Below are 20,356 nucleotides of genomic sequence, written 5' to 3' on the forward strand. Positions count from 1 at the left end.
CGCACCGCCTCCGGCGCCGCCCGCGCCACCGGCACCGCCCGCGCCGCCGCCGGCCCCCCCGGCACCGCCCGCGCCACCCGCGATCCAGCTGCCGTCGAGCAACGCCGCCTACCTCAAGAATCCGGCGCCGGTCTATCCCGCGATCAGCCGGCGCATGAACGAGCATGGCAAGGTGCTGGTGCGCGTCTTCGTCGAAGAAAACGGCGAGCCCAAGCAGGTGGAAATCAAGCAGTCCAGCGGCTACGACCGGCTGGACAACTCAGCGCTCGATGCCATCCGGCGCTGGCGCTTCAAGCCCGGCACCGTCAATGGCGTGCCCAAGGCCATGTGGTACAACGTTCCGATCAATTTCGTACTCGAATAGAACACACAGTCAATCGCAGGAGTTTTCATGGATTCGCAATTCGGCATCGCCCACGTCTGGACCCAGGGGGATTTTGTTACCCGGGCCGTCGCCATCATTCTGATCGTCATGTCGCTGGCCTCATGGATCGTCATCCTGGTCAAGGCGCTGGACATCATGCGCTTCAAGAAGTACGCCAAGGGTGCCCAGAACTTCTGGCACAGCGCGGATTTCGCGGCCGGCCTCAATGCGCTGGGCCAGCAGCGCGACAACCCGTTCCGCCAGATCGCGCTCGAAGGCCGCGAAGCCACCGCCCACCACCGCAAGACCGCAGAGCACCTGCACGACTCGCTGGACGTGAGCGACTGGATCACGCGCTGCCTGCGCAACAGCATCGACGAGTTCACCGCGCGCATCCAGTCGGGCCTGGCCGTGCTGGCCTCGGTGGGCTCCACCGCTCCATTCATTGGCCTGTTCGGCACCGTGTGGGGCATCTACCATGCGCTGGTGGCCATCGGCACGTCCGGCCAGTCCACCATCGACAAGGTGGCCGGCCCGATCGGCGAGGCGCTGATCATGACCGCGCTGGGCCTGGCCGTGGCCATTCCCGCGGTGCTGGGCTACAACGCGCTGGTGCGCGGCAACAAGTCGGTGCTGGGCCAGCTCAACAGCTTTGCCCATGACCTGCATGCCTTCTTCGTGACCGGCGCGCGCCTGAACGTGGGCTCGGACAAGGCGGTGGTCACCCCGATCAAGAAAGGCGCCTGAGCATGGCCTTCGGTACCCAGGACGAAGCAGACGAGGTGATGAACGAGATCAACATGACGCCGCTGGTCGACGTCATGCTGGTGCTGCTCATCATCTTCATCATCACCGTGCCGGTGATGAAGCAGGCCGTCAACATCGACCTGCCCCGCGCCGCCGCCACGCCGGAGGAGCCCAAGCCTGACACCATCCAGCTCGCCGTGCTGGCCGATGGCAGTTACAACTGGAACAACACCCCGATCTCCGATGCGGAGCTGGAGGGCAAGCTCCAGGCCGAGGCCGCCAAGACCCCGCCGCCCGAGCTGCACATCCGCGGCGACAAGAGCGTACGCTACGAGAAGGTGGCCCAGGCCATGGCTGCAGCCCAGCGCGCCGGTGTGCACAAGATTGGCTTCATCACCGACCAGCCGACGCACTGACAACTAGACACAACTTTTAAATCTATAGCTGCCAGCGCTTGCCACACAAGCGCTGGCAGCTGTTTTTTTAAGCATCCACATGCCATGCCGCCTTCGCACAGGCTGCGCGCAATATCCTGCAGCCGCTCAGGTTTCCATAGCAGGAGGCGTCAAGCGTATTTGTAAAATCATCGCAGCATGGCCCTTTCCTACCTCGTCATTTTCCCTTTCGTCGGCAGCGTCGTGGCCGGGCTGCTGCCCGCCAATGCGCGCAATGCCGAGTCCACGCTCGCCGGAGTGATCGCGCTGCTGTGCGCCTGGCACGCGGCGATGCTGTTCCCGGAGGTGGTGGACGGCGGCGTGGTGCGGCAGTACTCGCCGTGGCTGGGCGACCTGGGGCTGAACCTGCACTACCGCATGGACGGCTTCGCCTGGATGTTCTCCATGCTGGTGCTGGGCATCGGCAGCCTGGTGGTGCTGTATGCGCGCTACTACATGTCGCAGGCCGATCCGGTGCCGCGCTTCTTCTCGTTCTTCCTGGCCTTCATGGGCTCGATGATGGGCGTGGTGCTGTCGGGCAACCTGATCCAGCTCGTATTCTTCTGGGAGCTGACCAGCCTGTTCTCCTTTTTGCTGATCGGCTACTGGCACCACCGCAAGGATGCGCGCCGCGGCGCGCGCATGGCGCTCACCGTGACCGGCACCGGCGGGTTGTGCATGCTGGCGGGCGTGCTCATCCTGGGCCATGTCGCGGGCAGCTATGAACTCGACCAGGTGCTGGCCGCCGGGCAGCAGGTGCGCGACAGCAGCCTGTACCCGCTGCTGCTGGTGTTGATCCTGCTGGGCGCGCTCACCAAGAGCGCGCAGTTCCCATTCCACTTCTGGCTGCCGCGCGCCATGGCGGCGCCCACGCCGGTGTCGGCCTACCTGCACTCGGCCACCATGGTCAAGGCCGGCGTCTTCCTGATGGCGCGGCTGTGGCCCGCGCTCAGCGGCACGCCCGAGTGGTTCTGGATCGTCGGCGGCGCCGCCCCCGCCACCATGCTGCTGGGCGGCTACATCGCCATGTTCCAGCACGATCTCAAGGGCCTGCTCGCGTACTCGACGATCTCGCACCTGGGCCTGATCACGCTGCTGCTGGGCCTGAACAGCCCGCTGGCCGCGGTGGCCGCGGTGTTCCACATCATGAACCACGCCACCTTCAAGGCCTCGCTTTTCATGGCCGCCGGCATCGTGGACCACGAGTCGGGCACGCGCGACATCCGGCGCCTGTCGGGCCTGAGGACGATGATGCCGGTCACCGCCACGCTGGCCATGGTGGCCAGCGCCGCGATGGCCGGCGTGCCGCTGCTCAACGGCTTCCTGTCCAAGGAGATGTTCTTCGCCGAGACGGTGTACATCAACACCACGCCGCTGCTGTCGGTCGCGCTGCCGGTGGCGGCCACGCTGGCGGGCATCTTCAGCGTGGCCTATTCGCTGCGCTTCACCGTCGATGTGTTCTGCGGCCCGCCGGCCACCGACCTGCCGCACGCACCGCACGAGCCGCCGCACTGGATGCGGGTGCCGGTCGAGCTGCTGGTGCTCACCTGCCTGGTGGTGGGCATTTTTCCGGCCTGGGCGGTGGGGCGCTTCCTGCACGCGGCCGCGGCGCCGGTGGTGGGCGGCCAGCTGCCCGAATTCAGCCTGGCGATCTGGCACGGTTTCAACGAGCCGCTGGTCATGAGCCTGGTGGCGCTCGCCGGCGGCATCGCACTGTACAGCGGGCTGCGCCGGCTGCGCAACCGCGGCACGGTGGACGATGCGCCGGTGGCGCAGCACTTCAACGGCCAGCGCGCCTACGAATGGGTGCTGGCGCTGGGCACCAATACCGGGCGCCACCTGCGCCGCCTGCTGGGCACGCGGCGCTGGCAATGGCAGGTGCTGTGGCTGCTGCTGACCGCGCTCATCACCGCTACGCTGCCGCTGCTCATCCATGGCCTGAAGCTGGGCAACCGCGCGATGCAGCCGGTGTCGCCGGCCTTCGCCATCCTGTGGGCCATAGGCATCGCCTGCGCGCTCTCGGCCGCCTACCTGGCCAAGTACCATCGGCTGGCCGCGCTGGTCACGCTGGGCGCCGCCGGGCTGGCGAGCTGCCTCACCTTCTCCTGGTTCTCGGCGCCGGACCTGGCGCTCACCCAGATCGTGGTGGAGGTGGTCACCACCGTGCTGCTGCTGCTGGGCCTGCGCTGGATGCCCAAGCGCGACAAGAGCCTGGCGCCGGCATCGGCGCAGGGCGTGCTGGTCACGCTGCGCCGCTGGCGCGACCTGCTGATCGCGGCGCTGGCCGGCGGCGGCAGCGCCTGGCTGGCCTATGCGATGATGAGCCGCCCTTTCCCCGAGAGCACCTCGACCTTCTTCCTGGAGCAGGCGCTGCCGCAGGGCGGCGGCACCAATGTGGTGAACGTGATGCTGGTGGACTTCCGCGGCTTCGACACCTTTGGCGAAATCGTGGTGCTGGGCATCGTGGCGCTCACCGTCTACGCGCTGCTGCGGCGCTTTCGCCCGGCGCCCGAGGCGCTCGACCTGCCCGAGCAGCAGCGCTTCTTGCCGGCCGACCTGCACACCGATCTGCTGAACCCGCGCACCGCCACCGACACCGCGGTGGGCTACCTGATGGTGCCGGCCGTGCTGGTGCGCCTGCTGCTGCCGTTCGCGGCGGTGATCTCGATGTACATCTTCCTGCGCGGCCACAATGAGCCGGGCGGCGGCTTCGTCGCCGGCCTGGTGCTGTCGATCGGGCTGCTGCTGCAGTACATCGTCTCGGGCACGCAGTGGGTGGAGTCGCACCTGCCGATCTATCCGCGCCGCTGGATCGCGGTGGGCCTGCTGTTCGCGCTGGGCACTGGCGTGGGTTCGTGGTATTTCGGCTATCCCTTCATGACCAGCCATACCTGGCACGGCCAGCTGCCATGGTTCGGCGAGGTGCACATCGCCAGCGCGCTGTTCTTCGACATCGGCGTGTTCGCGCTGGTGGTGGGCTCGACGATGCTGCTGCTCACCGGCATCGCCCACCAGTCGGTGCGCGGCTTCCGCCACCATGCCGCGCTGCATGACGCCGACCCCGGCCCGGCCGGCCCCCACATCCCCGACGAAAGGATAGGCTGATGGAAACCATACTCGCCATCGCCATCGGCGTGCTGGCAGGCTCCGGCGTCTGGCTGGTGCTGCGCCCGCGCACCTTCCAGATCATCATGGGCCTGGCCATGCTGTCGTACGCGGTCAACCTCTTCATGTTCAGCATGGGGCGCGTGGGCCTGGCCATCGACCGCGAGCCCATCCTCCAGCCCGGCGTGCCCACCGACCTGCTGCACTATGCCGATCCCATGCCCCAGGCCCTGGTGCTCACGGCCATCGTCATCGGCTTCGCGATGACCGCGCTGTTCCTGGTGGTGCTGCTGGCCTCGCGCGGCATGACCGGCACCGACCATGTGGACGGCAGCCGCGCCGGCGACGTGCAGGAGATGCCTTGATGCTGCTTGCCTGGAGCGATGCCCTGATGCCGCACCTGATGCTGGCGCCCATCCTGCTGCCCATGCTCACTGCGGCCTGCATGCTGCTGATGGGCGAGCAACGCCAGCGCACCAAGCTGCTGATGAACCTGGGCTCCACCGCGCTGGGCCTGCTGGTGGCGGTGGTGCTGCTGCAGTGGAGCAATGCGGACGGCCAGGCATCGGCCACCCAGGTCTACCTGTCGGGCAACTGGGCGGCGCCCTTCGGCATCACGCTGGTGCTCGACCGGGTCAGCGCGCTGATGCTGCTGACCACCAGCGTGGTGGCCACCTGCGCGGTACTCTATTCGGGTGCCCGCTGGCACCGCGCCGGCGTGCATTTCCATGTGCTGTTCCAGTTCCAGCTCATGGGGCTGGCCGGCGCCTTCCTCACCGGCGACCTGTTCAACCTGTTCGTGTTCTTCGAGATCATGCTGGCCGCGTCGTACGGGCTGGTGCTGCACGGCTCGGGCAAGGTGCGGGTGCAAAACGGCCTGCACTACATCGCGATCAACCTGGTGGCGTCTTCGCTGTTCCTGCTGGGCGTGTCGATGCTGTATGGCATCACCGGCACGCTGAACATGGCCGACATGGCGCAGATCGTGCCGCACATCGAGCCGGCAGACCGCGGCCTGCTGCATACCGCCGCCGGCCTCATGGCCACGGCCTTCCTGGTCAAGGCCGCGGTATGGCCGCTGAACTTCTGGCTGGTGCCGGCCTACAGTTCGTCCACCGCGCCGGTGGGCGCGATCTTCGCGGTGATGACCAAGGTGGGCCTGTACACCATACTGCGGCTGTGGACGCTGATGTTCAGCAGCGAAGCCGGCGACTCGGCCCTGTTTGGCAGCGCCTGGCTGGTGCTGGGGGGCCTGGCCACCATGAGCTTCGGCGCCATCGGCATGCTGGGCTCGCAGCGGCTGGGCTACCTGGCGGGCTATGCGGCGCTGCTGTCGTCGGGCACGCTGCTGGCGGCGCTGGGCTTCGGGCAGAACCTGCTCACCGCCAGCCTGCTGTACTACCTGCCCAGCTCGACCTGGGCAGTTGCGGCGCTGTTCCTGCTGACCGACCTGATCGACCGCTGGCGCACCGAGGGCAGCAACAGCCTGCGCTTCGGCGACGAGGAGGCGCCCTTTCTCACGCCCGAGCTGATGCCGCGCGATGGCCTGAACCTCGACGAGGACGAAGAGGCGCTGATCGGCCGCGCGATCCCGGCCGCCATGGCCTTCCTCGGCCTGAGCTACCTGGTGTGCACCCTGGTCATCAGCGGCCTGCCGCCGCTGTCGGGCTTCGTGGGCAAGTTCGGCATGCTCAGCGCGCTGCTCAATCCGCTCGGCCTGGGCGCTTCGTCGGGCACCCAGCCCGGCACGCTGGGCTGGCTCTTCATGGCGGCGATGATCGCCACCGGGCTGCTGGCCTCAATCGCGCTGGTGCGCGTGGGCATCCGCGAGTTCTGGTCCAGCGTAGGGCGCAGCACGCCGCAGCTGCGCGTGATGGAGGGCCTGCCGATCGCGGCGCTGCTGCTGTGCTGCATCGCGCTCGTGCTGCAGGCCGGCAACGTGATGCGCTTCACCCAGCGCGCCGCCAACGCCCTCTACTCGCCCGGCACCTATGTGCGCGCGGTGATGCACAAGCAGCCGGTGCCGGCGCCGGGCGCCAGCCCTGTCAACGGCAGCGGCGAGGAAGGAGGCCGGCCGTGATCAAGCGCATTTTCCCCGCGCCGCTGCTGTCGCTCTTCATCTGCGCGCTATGGCTGCTGGTGAACCGCTCGCTCAGCAGCGGCCATGTGGCGCTGGCCCTGGTGTTCGCGCTGCTGATCCCCCTGCTCACCCGGGGCCTCAGGCCGCTGCCGGTGCGCATCCGCCACCCGCTGGTGATCCTGCGCCTGGCGGCGCGCATCGTGCATGACACCACCGCGTCCAACCTGGCCGTGCTGCGCCTGCTGCTGTCGCCATCGGCCAGCCGCAATCCGGGGCGCTTCGTGCATGTGCCGCTGCAGCTGCGCGACCCCAACGGCCTGGCGGTGCTGGCCATGATCGTGTGCATCACCCCGGGCACCGCCTGGGCCGAGATCTCGCGCGACCGTTCCATGCTGCTGCTGCATGTGCTGCAGGGCGACGATCCCCAGTCGGTGATCGACCACGTCAAGGCCCATTACGAACGCCCGCTGATGGAGATATTCGAATGAACCCCATCCTGAACTTCTGCACCCCGATCGCGCTGGGCATCCTGTTCCTGGCCATGGGCATCGCCATGGTGCGCCTGCTGCGCGGCCCGCAGGCGCAGGACCGCGTGCTGGCGCTGGACTGCATGTACCTCATCGGCATGCTCAGCCTGCTGGTGCTGGGCATCCACTATGCCAGCGCCAACTACTTCGAGGCGGCGCTGCTGATCTCACTGTTCGGCTTCGTTGGCTCCACCGCGATGGCCAAGTTCCTGCTGCGCGGCGAGGTGATCGAATGATCGAGATCGCGCTGCCGGTCTGGGCCCAGCTCGCCGTATCGGCGCTGGTGCTGTGCGGCGCGGTGATCGCGCTGCTGGGCGCGCTCGGGCTGTTCAGGCTGCCCACCTACTACCAGCGCGTGCATGCGCCGGCCGTGATCGCCACGCTGGGCTGCTGGTGCGTGGTCTGGGGCTCGGTGCTGTACTTCTCGCTGCAGACCGGCTCCATCGCCGGGCATGCGCTGCTGATCGCGATCTTCATCGCGGTCACCACGCCGATCACCACCATCTTCCTGATGCGGGCGGCGCTGTTTCGCGACCGGCGCATGGGCAAGAGCGTGCCGCCCAGCCTGAGCCGCATCGTGACCACCGATACCCCGGACGCCTGAGTTCCCCCATGACTGTTCTGCTGTCCCGCCAGATCGACCGCACCCTCATTCATTGGCTGCAGCAGCTACCGCAGCGCTCGCTGCAGGCAGCCGCCGATGGGCAATGGGAGCTGTGGCTGTTCGAGGGCCTGGCCGCGCGCCAGGCAGCCGAGCAGCGGCTGCGCGAGCAAGGCATCGCCGCCCGCATCCGCAGCGCCTACAAGCCACTGGTGCATTTCTTTCTCGAAGAAGTGCCGGACCTGGAGCAGCTGGCCCGGGTGCAGGTTCGCTATCCGGTGCAGCCGCAGGCGCCGGCCAACCGCTTCCGGCTCGAAACCTATCCGCTCGCGGCCATGCTGGCGCAGGCCGAACTGGAGCTGCAGCCCGGCGATGCCGCGCCCTGCTACCAGGTGCGGCTGCAGTGGCGCGACGGCCGCCAGCAAAGCGCCAGCGTGCTGGTGCCCTGCCAGCCGGTCACCGATGCCTGGGGCGGCAGTGCGATTGCCGCCTGCGGCTGGATGCGGCAATTGCAGGCCGACGGCACGGTGCTGCGCAGTGAATCGCTGGACACCGACTACGCGCAAGCCTTCGAGGCCGCGATGCGGGCCGTGCAGCAACATCCCTGGCCGCAGGCCGAGCCCTATTTCGGCCGGCTGCTGCTGCGCATCGATCTGCCCGGCTTCGAGCAAGCCATCGCCCTCCCAGATGCCGGCAGCGGCGAAACCATGAGCACCGCCGAGGCGCTGCACGAGGAGCTGTATTTCGGGCTGCTGGCGCACTTCCAGCACCACTCGGGCCGCCCGGCCGGTGATCGCCGGCTGCAGCCCGGCCAGATCGTGCCGGACATCCGCTGCGCCAGCAACGCCGACCCGCTGGACCAGCAGCATGTGCAGGTGCAGGTCGAAACGCAGGCGCTGCCAGCCGCCGGCGACGAACCGCATGCCACGCTGGGCGCATCCGACGCTGCGCAGGCGCTGGCGCAGCTGGCACAGGCGCCATCGATTGCCGAGGTCCAAGCCTGCTTCAACCCCTTGGTGCAGCAGCACGGCCTGCGCTGGCAAGGGCGCAGCCGCCAGGGCCGGGCCGTGGGCGCCACGTACAAGCCCGGCAGCGACCGGCCTGCGCTGATCAGCGGCGGCCAGCATGCCAACGAAACCTCGGGCGTGGTCGGCGCGCTGCGCGCCGGCCTGGCGCTGGCGGCCGAGCCCGCGAGCCATTTCGCGCTGCTGCCGCTGGAGAACCCCGACGGCTATGCGCTGCACCAGTGGTACTGCCGCCAGGCGCCGCAGCACATGCACCATGCGGCGCGCTACAGCGCGCTGGGCGACGATATCGAATACCGCGAGGCCGAGCCGCTGTACGAGCGCGTGGTGCGCCAGGATGCGCTGGCCGGCAGCGGCGCGCAGCTGCACATCAATCTGCACGGCTATCCGGCGCACGAATGGGTGCACCCGCTGACCGGCTATATCCCGCGCGGCTTCGATCTGTGGACGCTACCCAAGGGCTTCTTCCTGATCCTGCGCTACCACGCCGGCTGGCAGGCCCAGGCCGAGGCGCTGGCCGAAGCGGTGACGCAAGCGCTGCTGCAAGTGCCCGGACTGGCGGGCTACAACGCGCGCCAGCTGGCGCTGTACCAGAAGCACTCGGGCCTGCAGCCGTTCGCACTGCTCAACGGCACCCCCTACACCATGGCGCAGAACCAGGCCTCGCCGGCCCCGGTGACGCTGATCACCGAGTTTCCCGATGAAACCGTGACCGGCGATGCCTTCGTGTTCGCGCACCAGGCGCAGCTGGCGGCCACGCTGGCCGCCTACCGGGCCTGGCAGCGCATTGAGCTGCCTTGACGCCCGCATTCCCCTCCCGCGGCCAGGCAAGCAAAGCTACACTTTCCATAGCTGGCAGCACTGGTGCATACTGTGCAAACCTGCATTTTTCCTTATAGCCTTCCGAAAACCACACCATGGACGCCACCACCCAAGTCAACACCACCCACGACTGGGAACTGTTTGCCAGCAAGGATGCTGCGGACAGCACCATCAAGCGCGACTCGTACCGGCTGGCCTTCGCCGACCCCGAATTCCTGACCCGCCGCGAAACCCGGGGCATTCGCTTTCAGCTCGAAATGCTCAAGCCCGACCTGGAGCTGCGCGCCCAGGGCATCAACCATACGGTGGTGGTGTTCGGCAGCGCCCGCTTCGTGCCGCCCGACGAGGCCCAGCGCAGACTGGAGGCGGCCCAGGCCGGTGGCGACGCGCGCGCCATCGCGCTGGCCGAGCGGGCCATGGCCAACAGCCGCTACTACGATGCGGCCCGCCGCTTCGCGCGCCTGGTCGCCAAGTACAGCGAAACGCAGCCGCTGGCCGACCGCCTCTACATCTGCACCGGCGGCGGCCCCGGCATCATGGAAGCGGCCAACCGCGGCGCCTCGGAAGAGCATGCGCCCAACGTCGGCATGAACATCACGCTGCCGCACGAGCAGTCGGGCAACCGCTTCATCACGCCCGAGCTGTGCTTCAAGTTCCACTACTTCGCGCTGCGCAAGATGCACCTGATGATGCGCGCCAAGGCGCTGGTGGTGTTTCCCGGCGGCTTCGGCACCATGGACGAGCTGTTCGAGGTGCTCACGCTGGTGCAGACCACCAAGGCCAAGGCCGTGCCCATCGTGCTGTTCGGCGCGGATTTCTGGAAGCGCGCGATCAATTTCGAGGTGCTGATCGAGATGGGCACCATCTCGGAGGCCGACCTGGGCCTGTTCCACATCACCGACGACGTGCACGAGGCCTGCAGGATCATTCAGGCTTTCTACCAGAGCTAGGCGGCTGGTGGGGCGGATGCAGGTCGGGCAGCGGCATCCGGCCCAGCATCCAGGCCAGGCGCGAGCCCGAGCCGATCAGCGCGCCCATCACCCAGAACACGCCGCCCACGCCGATCGCCGCGCCGGCCGAGCCGAACAGCAGCGGCATGACCACGCTCGACCCGTTGATCAGCATCAGGCGCAGGCCCACGGCCTCGCCATGCCGGTCCTCGGGCGTGAGCTGGTGCAGCATGCTCATCGCCATGGGCTGCACCGAGCCCAGCGCCGCGCCCAACACCACCGAGCACAGCGCCATGGTCCACACCGAACCCATCAGCGGATACAGCGCAAAGCCCAGCGAGGTGACAAGCATGGCCGCGACCACGACCGTCATCTCCTTGCAATAGCGCGACAGCAGCGGCAGCAGCAGCCGGATCAGCGCGGCCGCGATCGCGAACACGCCCAGCACCATGCCGATCTCGGACGCGGACAGCCCCTTCTCGTGCCCCAGCAGCGGCACCACGAAGGTGTGCGCATCCCAGCATGACGAGACCATCCAGTTCACGATCAGCAGCCAGCGGAAATTCTTTTGCCGCAGCAGATCCCAGGCATGGTGCGGCTGGCCGCTGTCCGGCAGCGGCGCCGGCGCTTCGTTCCTGGTGCCGCGCACGCACAGCCACGACAGCAGCGGCAGTAGCGCGAGCGCCGCGAACGCAATGCGAAAGGACAGCTGGTCGCCGGCCTCGCCGGTGGCATGGTCAATCACCAGCCCGGCCAGGAACGGCCCCATGAAATTGGCCACCGCCGGGCCCAGCGACAGCCAGCTGAAGATCGCGCGCAGCTCGTTGGCCTCATGCGCCTGGCGGCCCGCATAGCGCTGCAGCGCGACGATGGACACGCCGGTGGCGCCGCCGGTCAGCAGCGCGGCCACGCACAGCCCCCAGAAGGCCGGCACCGCCACCGCGATCAGCGCGCCCAAGGCTGCCGTGGCGATGGCTGCCAGCATCGGCCGCCTGAAGCCGTGGCGGTCGGTGTAGCGCCCCGCCGGCAACGCCAGAAACACCTGCGTCAGCGCGAACAGGCTGAGCAGGAAGCCCACCGCGCCCGGGCTGTGGCCTGCACGCAGCGCAAGCAGCGGCGCGGCCAGGCGCATGCCGGTCATCGTGGCATGCACGAACACCTGGCCGATGATCAGCCGGATCAGCTCGGGCGTCATTGCGGCGCGCGTTCCTCGCCAGGCTCTTCGTGCTGCGGCTCGGGCAGCTCGTGCACGCCCGACAGCCGGCGCTGGATGGCGCGGGTGCGCACATCCACCTGCTCGAAGCGCCGGGCGGCCGCGTCTATGGACTTGCGCGTGGCCTCCACCACTTCGCCGAACTTGTGGAACTCGGTCTTGACCTGGCCCAGCACCGCCCATACCTCGGACGAGCGCTTCTCTATGGCCAGCGTCTTGAAGCCCATCTGCAGGCTGTTGAGCAGGGCCGCCAGGTTGGCCGGCCCGGCCAGCATCACGCGGCAGTCGTTCTGCAGCGCCTCGGCCAGGCCGGGGCGGCGCAGGGCCTCGGCGAACAAGGCCTCGCTGGGCAGGTACAGCAGCGCGAAATCGGTGGTGTGCGGCGGGGCCACGTACTTGCTGCGGATCTTGCGCGCCTCCAGGCGGATCGAGGATTCGAAGGCATTGCCGGCCGAGGCGATGGCCGCCTTGTCGGCCGCATCCTGCGCATCGAGCAGGCGCTGGTAGTGCTCGACCGGGTACTTGGAATCGATGGGCAGCCACACCGGCGCATCGCCGCTGCGGCCCGGCAGGCGCACCGCGAACTCGACCAGTTCGTCACTGCCCGGCACGGTCTTCACGTTCTTCGCGTACTGCTCGGGCGTGAGCAGGTTGTCGATGATCATGCCCAGCTGCAGCTCGCCCCAGGTGCCACGCGTCTTCACATTGGTCATCACGCGCTTCAAGTCGCCCACGCTGCCGGCCAGCGTCTGCATCTCGCCCAGGCCCTGGTGCACCTGTTCGAGCCGCTCGCTGACCAGCTTGAAGGATTCGCCCAGGCGCTGCTCCAGCGTGGCATGCAGCTTCTCATCGACGGTGCGGCGCATGGCCTCGAGCTGGGCCTGGTTGTCCTGCTGGATGCGCGCCAGCCGCTCGTTCATCGTGGCGCGCAGCTGCTCGGCCTGCTGCCGGTGCACGGCGGCCAGGGCCTCGAAGCGCTGCGTCAGCGAGGCATCGAGGTGCGCCAGCCGCCCATCCAGCGCCTGGCGAAAGCCGTTCATGCTGCCCTGGCTGGTCTGGCTCTGGTCGCGCATCTGCTGCAGCAGGTTGTGCGACAAATGCGCCAGCGCGCCGTCGCTGCGCGCCAGCGCCTGCTGCGTGTGCTGCTGCGCCGCGAGCTGCTGGCGCTCTTGCTGGAGCATGCGCTCCAGCCACTCCTGCGGCAGCGTGGCCACCGGGCGGCGCAGCAGCAGCACCAGCAATACCGCGAGCACGGCCACCAATACGGCAATGAGCAAAATGGTTTCCAAGGGCACGATAGGCGAAGCGTCAAACTGCAAAAAACATAGCTGCTTGCGCCGATGCAATCAACGCAAGCAGCTATTCTGGCCTGAAACTCAAGCGCCGCGCTGCGCGCGGGCGACAGGCTCGGGCTGGTTCACCGGCGTGAGCGGCGGCTGGCCCGCGAGGTAGGCGATGAGGTTGTCCGCCGCCAGATCGGCCATCGCGCGGCGGGTGGCCATGGTGGCGCTGGCGATGTGCGGCGTGAGCACCACGTTGGGCACGTCCAGCAGCCCGGGATGGATGGAGGGCTCGCCCTCGAATACATCCAGGCCTGCGGCCGCGATGCGCTTGTCCTTCAGCGCCTGGGCCAGCGCCGCATCGTCGACGATGCCGCCACGCGCGATGTTGATCAGCGTGGCCGTGGGCTTCATCAGCGCGATCTCGGCCGCGCCGATGGCATGGTGCGCGGCCGGCGTATAGGGCAGCACCAGCACCACATGGTCGGCGGTTTGCAGCAGCTCCTCCTTGCCCACGTAGCGGGCCTTGCACTCGGCCTCCAGCTCGGGCGACAGGCGCGAACGGTTGTGGTAGATCACCTTCATGCCGAAGCCATGCGCGCCGCGCTTGGCAATGCCCTGGCCGATGCGGCCCATGCCGACGATGCCCAGCGTGCTGCCATGCACCTCGGCGCCGGCGAACAGATCGTAGCGCCAGTCCTTCCACTTGCCGGCGCGCAGGTAGTGCTCGCTCTCGGTGATGCGGCGCGCGGTGGCCATCAGCAGCGCAAAGCCGAAGTCGGCGGTGGTCTCGGTCAGCACGTCCGGCGCGTTCGTGCCCTGCACGCCCGCCGCGCTCATCGCCTGCACGTCGAAGTTGTTGTAGCCCACCGCCATGTTGGCCACGATCTTGAGCTGCGGGCAGGCGGCCAGCAGCGGTGCGTCTATGTGCTGCGAGCCGGTGGTGAGCACGCCGTCCATGCCCTGCAGGCGGGCTGCCAGCTCCTGCGGCGACCAGGCCGCGTCCTCGGGGTTGGCGGTGACGTCGAAATGCCGGGACAGGCGTTCGACCACCTCGGGTGAGATGGCTCGGGCAATCAGAATCTTGGCGCGGGGCATTCGCTCCATCCTTTCGTTAACGGAAGAAGATCAAGGTGATGACGATGAGCAGCGGCACCAGGATGCCGCACGACCAGGCCATGTAGCCGAAGAAGCTGGGCATGCGCACGCCCCGGCTTTCGGCGATGGCCTTGACCATCAGGTTCGGCGCATTGCCGATGTAGGTGTTGGCGCCCATGAACACGGCGCCGGCCGAGATCGCGGCCAGCGTGGGCGCCAGCGTGGTCATCAGCACTGCGGCATCGCCGCCCGCGGTATTGAAGAACACCAGGTAGGTGGGCGCGTTGTCGAGGAACGAGGACAGCAGCCCGGTGGCCCAGAAGTACATCGCCGGATCGGGGCTGCCGTCGGCGCGCGTGACCGCGCGCACGATGGCGCCGAACGGTCCGTCGACACCGGCCTTGAGCATGGCGATGACGGGGACGATGGTCAGGAAGATGCCGGCGAACAGCTTGGCCACCTCCTGCATCGGCCCCCAGTCGAACTGGTTGGCCTGGTGCACCACCGCGGGCGTGAGCCTGAGCGACGCCAGCGTGACCGCGACGAGCCCGAGGTCGCGCACCAGCCCGGGCAGCCCCACCGGCGTGCCCGCCACGTCGAAGGCCACGCCGGATTTCCACAGCCCGCTCATCAGCACCAGCGCGATCACCACGGCCAGCAGCACGAAGTTCAGCTGGCCGTCGAAGCCCAGGCTGTGGGTGTCGGGCGTGGGGTCGGGCCGGGGCTGGCGGCCGTCGCGGCGAAAGATGTAGCTATCGAGCACATAGAAGATCGCCAGCAGCGCAAGCGTCAGCGACAAGGTCTCCGGCAGGATGTGGCCTACCGTCCAGAAGAAGCTCACGCCCTTCAGAAAACCCAGGAACAGCGGCGGATCGCCCAGCGGCGTGAGCGAGCCGCCGATGTTGGAGACGATGAAGATGAAGAACACCACCACATGCGCGCAGCGCTTGCGGCTGTCGTTGGCGCGGATCAGCGGGCGGATCAGCAGCATGGACGCGCCGGTGGTGCCCATGAAGCTGGCCAGCACCGCGCCGATCGCCAGGATCGCGGTGTTCAGGCCCGGGCTGCCGTGCAGGTTGCCGCGGATGTAGATCCCGCCCGACACGGTGAACAGCGCGGTGAGCAGGATCACGAAGGGCAGGTACTCGGCCACCAGCGCATGGACGAGGTTGGCCCCCGCCAGCGGCAACCCGAAGACGGCCGCGAAAGGCAGCAAGAACGCCAGCGCCCAACCCGCGGCCACCTTGCCGAAATGGTGGTGCCAGAAAGCGGGGGCCAACAGCGGCAGCAGCGCGATCGACAGCAGGATGCCCGCGAACGGCACGCCCCAGGCCAGCGACAGGCTGGCGCCATCCAGCTCGGCCGCCGCACACCAGCCGGGCACCATCAGCGCCATGGCAGCCACCGCGCCCCGCCCCTTTGCGGGCCTGCCGCATACCCCTTGGCGCTGTGCCATGAGCAGTCTCCTTCTTGGTTGAAATTGCTACATATTATATAGCTACATAGGTATATCGGATATATATCTACACCGATTTCGCTGCGGCCGGCGCCACGCTGGCGGCCGAGGCGCTGTCCGCCGGCGGCAGGCCGAACACCTGGCGCAGGTAGGCCAGGTATTTCTCGTCGTCGCACATGCCCTTGCCCGGCGTGTCCGAGATCTTGGCCACCGACTGGCCGTTACAGCGCGTCATCTTGATCACAATCTGCAGCGGCTCATAGCCCAGGTCGTTGGTCAGGTTGGTGCCCACGCCAAAGGCCAGCTGGCAGCGGCCGTGGAAGCGCCGGTACAGCGCAATCGTGCGCGGGATGGTCAGCGCGTCGCTGAAGATCAGCACCCTGGTCAGCGGATCGACCTTGTGGTGCTGGTAGTGCGCGATCAGCCGCTCGCCCCAGGCGAAAGGATCGCCGCTGTCGTGGCGGGCGCCATCGAACAGCTTGCAGAAATACAGGTCGAAGTCGCGCAGGAAGGCATCCATGCCGTACACGTCGGACAGCGCAATGCCCAGGTCGCCGCGATACTCCTTGGCCCACATCTCGAAGCCATAGATCTGGCTCTCGCGCAGCCGCGGCCCCAGCGCCTGGCAAGCCTGCAGGTACTCGTGCGCCATCGTCCCCAGCGGGGTCAGCCCCAGCTTCATCGCAAACAGCAGGTTGCTGGTGCCCGCCAGCTGGCCCATCCGCGCGCCCGGCGCCGGGCGCACCGTGCTCACGCCCAGCTCGCGGCACAGCGTGCGCAGCACCTCTTCCTGCCAGACGCGGCTGAAGCGCCGGCGCGTGCCGTAGTCGGCGATCTTCAGGTCCTCCAGCCCGGCAGCGCGCATCGCGGCGATCTTGCCGCCCAGGCGGCGGCGCCCCTCCTCCCAGTCGGGCTGAGGCTGCGTGCGGCGGAAATACACCTCGTTGACGATGGCCAGCACCGGAATCTCGAACAAGATGGTGTGCAGCCAGGGCCCGCGGATCGTGATGTCGATCTCGCCCGAGGGCAGCGGCGAGACGGTGATGTACTTCTCGGACAGCTTGAAGACGCTCAGGAAGTCGACGAAATCGCTCTTGATGAAACGCAGCGAACGCAGGTAGGCCAGCTCCGCATCCTGGAACTGCAGGCGGCACAGCTGGCGAACTTCCTCCCGGATCTCGCTCACCAGCGGCGCCAGCTGCACGCCCGGATTGCGGCAGCGGAACCGGTACTCCACCGACGCCCCCGGAAACTGATGCAACACCACCTGCATCATCGTGAATTTGTACAGATCGGTGTCGAGCAGGCTTTGGATGATCATGAAGGCAGTGCAAGAGCCCGTCCACAACGCCCCGCGGCCCCGCCGCGGCAGGCAGGCCCCATGGTCCGTCACTTCCATCGGCCTTGCACCCAAAAGCGATAGCGGAGGGCCTAGTGTAGGCGATCGCCCTGCGGCGCATGCCTAGCTGCAACCCTGGCCCTGGCGCACCCAGGCCCATGCCGCCAGCCCCCGCGGCGCAATCCCCTTGTCACCAAGGCGTCATCACGCAACGCCTAGCATACGGACTGCCAGCGGCTTGGCGCAGCCGGTCTGGCGGCACCGCGGTATCGGCGCAGGTCGTTTCCGACGCAACCAATTGAAATTGCATGGAAAAATATTTTGCTGCACTGCACAAAAAGACTTGCAAAAATAAAAATAGCGCCTACAATGACAACCATTGTGCAGTGCAACATAAGTGAAGCACCACCGTCCCGCAGTGCACATCGAGGTTGGCCCCAGGCTGACCACCATATCGGTAGCAACTCTTAACTGAACGGAGCAAAAAATGGCACTCACCCCTGATCAAATCCTGGCCGCGCACAAAGCCAACCTGGAAACCCTGGTCGGTCTGACCAACAAGGCCTTCGAAGGCGTGGAAAAGCTGGTCGAGCTGAACGTGGCCGCCACCCGCGCTGCGCTGACCGACGCCGCCAAGAACGCACAAGCCGCACTGGACGCCAAGAACGCCCAGGAACTGCTGAGCCTGCAAGCCGGCCTGCTGCAGCCCATGGCTGAGAAGACCGCTGCCTACAGCCGTCACCTGTACGAAATCGCCACGGCCACCGGCCTGGAATTCAGCAAGGCTTTCGAGTCCAAGTCGACCGAAGCCCAAGCCAAGTTCAACGAATTCGTGGACACCGCTGCCAAGAACGCACCGGCTGGCTCCGAAAGCGCCGTGGCCGTGATGAAGACCGCCGTTGCCGCCGCCAACAACGCCTACGACTCCGTGCAAAAGGCCGTGAAGCAAGCCAGCGAAGTGGCCGAAACCAACTTCAACACCATCACCAGCAACGTGATGAAGGCTGCCACCAACGCCAGCAACGTGGCCACCGCCGCTGCCAAGAAGCGCTGATTTCTGGCAAGCCCGCAAGTGATCGTTGCTGCAACGCAACAAGATTGAATAAGGGCTTGCACGAACAAAAGGGTAAACCCTAGAATACACACATGGCGTTGAATATTTCAGCGCCCCCAGTTGTCTCCTTGGATCTTTTCGAAACCTAGTTTCAGGGATCCTTTTAAAGCCCGGTTCTGCCGGGCTTTTTTTTATCGTCGGGCCGCCCCAAGATAAAAAGCGCCCCTCTCGGAGGGGCAGCGACCACACGCAGCGGGGAGCGTGGGGAACTTTTTTTATCTATGGCAGCACTTGGCGGCAATTTTCTACAATGCACGAGCCATCACACCGCCGCCCCGACACCATGCCTGCACCACCATCTCCCATCGGAATCTTCGACAGCGGCATCGGCGGCTTGAGCGTGCTGCAGGCGCTGCAGCGCGAAATGCCGCACGAGCACCTGGTCTATCTGGCCGACAGCGCCAATGCGCCCTACGGCGAGCGCGGCGATGCCTATGTGATCGAGCGCAGTGCCACCATCGCGCAGTGGCTGCGCGAGCAGCACCACGCCAAGGCCCTGGTCGTCGCCTGCAACACGGCCACGGCCGCCGCGGTCGACACGCTGCGCCGCCTGCACCCGCAGCTGCCCATCATCGGCGTCGAGCCGGCGCTCAAGCCCGCGGCGCTGTCCAGCCGCACGCGCAGGATCGGCGTCATCGCCACCCAGGGCACCGTGAACAGCGCGCGCTTTGCGCAGCTGCGCCAGCGCCATGGCGAGTCGGTGCAATTCGTGGTGCAGGCCTGCAATGGCCTGGCGCGCGCGATCGAGGACAGCACCTCGCCCGCGATGGCGGCGGCGCACAGCGTGGCCGCCATCGAGGCGCTATGCCGCAGATACCTGGGCGCCATGGGCAGCTTCGGCTCGCAGCCCGGCCAGATCGATACGCTGGTGCTGGGCTGCACCCACTACGTATTCGTTGCCGAGCTGCTGCGCGCCATCGCCGGAGCTGAAGTCCAGCTGCTCGATACCGGCGCGCCGGTGGCCCGCCGCACCCGCGACCTGCTGGCAGCGGCCGGCCAGCTCGCGCCTGGCGATGCGCCGCAGCGCGTGCAGCTGCACACCACCGGAGACGTGGCGGCACTGGCCCAGGCAGCCCGCACCTGGCTGCAGCTGCCGGCCTCGGCCTGCGCACCGGCCAGCATTCCCGATACCGAGCGGAGCGTGGTGATCGATTGATTGGTTGATAAAAACAATAGCTGCTAGCGCTTACCAATCGGGGTTTTCCGACATAAAACTATCGAAAAACCATAGCAGGCAAGCGCTGGCAGCTATGCTTTTTTGAGATATTTCAGTGCAGATGCCGTGGCCGGCGGCCGCCATGGCCGCTGCCGCCACCGCCGGTGCCGCGGGGTGGCTTGCCGATCTCCAGCGAATCGACCAGAGCGTCGAAACGCTGGTTGAACAGCTTGTCGATCTCGCCGACCACGCCGACCAGCTCGCTGGCATCGAAATGCCGCTCCATCGTGGCCACCACGTCCTGCACCAGCAGATCGCGCTGCACCTGCATGATGGCGGCCGGCGTCGGCCCCACGAACAGCATCAGGAAGTCGTCGCGCGACTCGGCGTCGCGGTCCTCCTGGTCTTCCTCATCGAACTCCACATCGTAGAAGGTGACCTCGATGGCTGAGCCCTGCTCGGCCAGCTCGTTGAGGTTCATGCACATGTCATCCAGCGACTGGCGGAAATCCTCGTCGCCGCGCACCGTCCAGCACATCTGCAGCAGGTGGTCCTTGGCATCGAACTGGATGCCCGGCTCTTCCTCATAGGCGCTTTCCGCGCCGTCCGCCAGCGAGCGGGCTCCCGCGTACTGCCACAGCGGCTTCAGGGCTTCCTGCAACTGCTCGAAGCGCACGTCGGCGCGCAACGGCACCTGGCCATGGACATGAATCTCAAAAGGGGGATTGAAACCGGGCATGATCGCACCTCTACAAACTAGGCCCGGCCAAACAGATTGAGCTGCCGGCCATCACCACTGGTGCCCCGAGCCGGGATCGAACCGGCACGCCCCTTATTCAGGAAAGCGGCGGATTTTAAGTCCGCAGTGTCTACCAATTTCACCATCGGGGCGCTATCTTGCACACGGCATTCTAGCCGGAGCCGAGCCCTGCCAGCCATCACTTGCACGCCGCACAAAAACAAATGGGAAGCCGCAGCTTCCCATGCAAATGGAGCGGGAAAACGGTCTCGAACCGTCGACCTCAACCTTGGCAAGGTTGCGCTC

At 67.1% G+C, this 20,356-nt stretch carries 19 protein-coding genes and 1 tRNA gene; 13 read left to right on the plus strand and 7 right to left on the minus strand.

Features of this window, described 5'->3' with window-relative positions; all coding sequences use genetic code 11:
- The 11 genes from ACODRX_RS24525 to ACODRX_RS24575 form a co-directional block, all read left to right on the plus strand.
- Nucleotides 1-364 (plus strand): energy transducer TonB (locus tag ACODRX_RS24525; RefSeq protein ID WP_488874166.1); only part of this gene is annotated, 364 nt, incomplete at its 5' end.
- 27 nt (nucleotides 365-391) lie between these two features.
- Nucleotides 392-1,111 carry a MotA/TolQ/ExbB proton channel family protein gene (locus tag ACODRX_RS24530; protein WP_488874167.1) on the plus strand — a complete coding sequence of 240 codons (720 nt, stop codon included), beginning with the start codon at nucleotides 392-394 and terminating at the stop codon, nucleotides 1,109-1,111.
- A 2-nt stretch (nucleotides 1,112-1,113) separates the two neighbouring features.
- Nucleotides 1,114-1,527, plus strand: coding sequence for an ExbD/TolR family protein (locus ACODRX_RS24535; RefSeq protein ID WP_488874168.1), 414 nt, complete (start codon nucleotides 1,114-1,116; stop codon nucleotides 1,525-1,527).
- A 177-nt stretch (nucleotides 1,528-1,704) separates the two neighbouring features.
- Entirely contained in the window at nucleotides 1,705-4,650 is a 2,946-nt protein-coding gene (locus ACODRX_RS24540) for a monovalent cation/H+ antiporter subunit A (protein ID WP_488874169.1), read from the plus strand.
- Nucleotides 4,650-5,015, plus strand: a complete 366-nt coding sequence (locus tag ACODRX_RS24545) for a Na+/H+ antiporter subunit C (RefSeq protein ID WP_488874170.1) — start codon at nucleotides 4,650-4,652, stop codon at nucleotides 5,013-5,015. Before ACODRX_RS24540 ends, ACODRX_RS24545 begins: the two co-directional genes overlap by 1 nt.
- Nucleotides 5,015-6,730, plus strand: a complete 1,716-nt coding sequence (locus ACODRX_RS24550) for a monovalent cation/H+ antiporter subunit D (RefSeq protein WP_488874182.1) — start codon at nucleotides 5,015-5,017, stop codon at nucleotides 6,728-6,730. The genes ACODRX_RS24545 and ACODRX_RS24550 overlap by 1 nt, the downstream gene beginning before the upstream one ends.
- Nucleotides 6,727-7,218 carry a Na+/H+ antiporter subunit E gene (locus tag ACODRX_RS24555; protein ID WP_488874171.1) on the plus strand — a complete coding sequence of 164 codons (492 nt, stop codon included), beginning with the start codon at nucleotides 6,727-6,729 and terminating at the stop codon, nucleotides 7,216-7,218. The genes ACODRX_RS24550 and ACODRX_RS24555 overlap by 4 nt, the downstream gene beginning before the upstream one ends.
- Entirely contained in the window at nucleotides 7,215-7,493 is a 279-nt protein-coding gene (locus ACODRX_RS24560) for a K+/H+ antiporter subunit F (protein WP_488874172.1), read from the plus strand. The genes ACODRX_RS24555 and ACODRX_RS24560 overlap by 4 nt, the downstream gene beginning before the upstream one ends.
- A complete protein-coding gene (gene mnhG / locus ACODRX_RS24565) occupies nucleotides 7,490-7,861 on the plus strand; it encodes a monovalent cation/H(+) antiporter subunit G (protein WP_488874173.1) in 372 nt (123 codons plus the stop codon). The genes ACODRX_RS24560 and mnhG overlap by 4 nt, the downstream gene beginning before the upstream one ends.
- 8 nt (nucleotides 7,862-7,869) lie before the next feature.
- Nucleotides 7,870-9,684 (plus strand): M14 family metallopeptidase, encoded by a 1,815-nt coding sequence (locus ACODRX_RS24570; protein ID WP_488874174.1) that lies wholly within the window; start codon nucleotides 7,870-7,872, stop codon nucleotides 9,682-9,684.
- 116 nt (nucleotides 9,685-9,800) lie between these two features.
- The gene (locus ACODRX_RS24575; RefSeq protein ID WP_488874175.1) at nucleotides 9,801-10,655 is read left to right on the plus strand and encodes an LOG family protein; all 855 of its coding nucleotides are present in this window, start codon (nucleotides 9,801-9,803) and stop codon (nucleotides 10,653-10,655) included.
- Here the strand turns inward: ACODRX_RS24575 and ACODRX_RS24580 are convergent.
- The 5 genes from ACODRX_RS24580 to pncB form a co-directional block, all read right to left on the minus strand.
- A complete protein-coding gene (locus ACODRX_RS24580; protein ID WP_488874176.1) occupies nucleotides 10,630-11,850 on the minus strand; it encodes an MFS transporter in 1,221 nt (406 codons plus the stop codon). The two genes, ACODRX_RS24575 and ACODRX_RS24580, sit on opposite strands and share 26 nt — an antisense overlap.
- The gene (locus ACODRX_RS24585; RefSeq protein ID WP_488874177.1) at nucleotides 11,847-13,145 is read right to left on the minus strand and encodes a DNA recombination protein RmuC; all 1,299 of its coding nucleotides are present in this window, start codon (nucleotides 13,143-13,145) and stop codon (nucleotides 11,847-11,849) included. Before ACODRX_RS24585 ends, ACODRX_RS24580 begins: the two co-directional genes overlap by 4 nt.
- Before the next feature lie 99 nt (nucleotides 13,146-13,244).
- Nucleotides 13,245-14,246 (minus strand): 2-hydroxyacid dehydrogenase, encoded by a 1,002-nt coding sequence (locus ACODRX_RS24590; protein ID WP_488874178.1) that lies wholly within the window; start codon nucleotides 14,244-14,246, stop codon nucleotides 13,245-13,247.
- A gap of 16 nt (nucleotides 14,247-14,262) precedes the next feature.
- Complete coding sequence (locus ACODRX_RS24595; RefSeq protein ID WP_488874183.1) at nucleotides 14,263-15,642, minus strand: sodium:proton antiporter; 1,380 nt, start codon at nucleotides 15,640-15,642, stop codon at nucleotides 14,263-14,265.
- Between the two features lie 127 nt (nucleotides 15,643-15,769).
- Nucleotides 15,770-17,023 (minus strand): nicotinate phosphoribosyltransferase, encoded by a 1,254-nt coding sequence (gene pncB, locus ACODRX_RS24600; RefSeq protein WP_488874179.1) that lies wholly within the window; start codon nucleotides 17,021-17,023, stop codon nucleotides 15,770-15,772.
- Between the two features lie 505 nt (nucleotides 17,024-17,528).
- Here pncB and ACODRX_RS24605 point away from each other — a divergent pair.
- Both ACODRX_RS24605 and murI read left to right on the plus strand, forming a co-directional pair.
- Complete coding sequence (locus ACODRX_RS24605; protein ID WP_488874180.1) at nucleotides 17,529-18,095, plus strand: phasin family protein; 567 nt, start codon at nucleotides 17,529-17,531, stop codon at nucleotides 18,093-18,095.
- A gap of 343 nt (nucleotides 18,096-18,438) precedes the next feature.
- On the plus strand, nucleotides 18,439-19,311 hold the full coding sequence (murI, locus tag ACODRX_RS24610; protein WP_488874184.1) for a glutamate racemase: 873 nt from the start codon (nucleotides 18,439-18,441) through the stop codon (nucleotides 19,309-19,311).
- 112 nt (nucleotides 19,312-19,423) lie between these two features.
- On the opposite strand, the gene ACODRX_RS24615 is transcribed toward murI, so the two are convergent.
- The gene (locus ACODRX_RS24615) at nucleotides 19,424-20,050 is read right to left on the minus strand and encodes a DUF6806 family protein (protein ID WP_488874181.1); all 627 of its coding nucleotides are present in this window, start codon (nucleotides 20,048-20,050) and stop codon (nucleotides 19,424-19,426) included.
- Between the two features lie 58 nt (nucleotides 20,051-20,108).
- Nucleotides 20,109-20,202 (minus strand) — tRNA-Leu (locus ACODRX_RS24620).
- Between the last annotated feature and the right edge of the window lie 154 nt (nucleotides 20,203-20,356).

It is taken from the genome of Comamonas sp. FG99, from assembly GCF_057808605.1.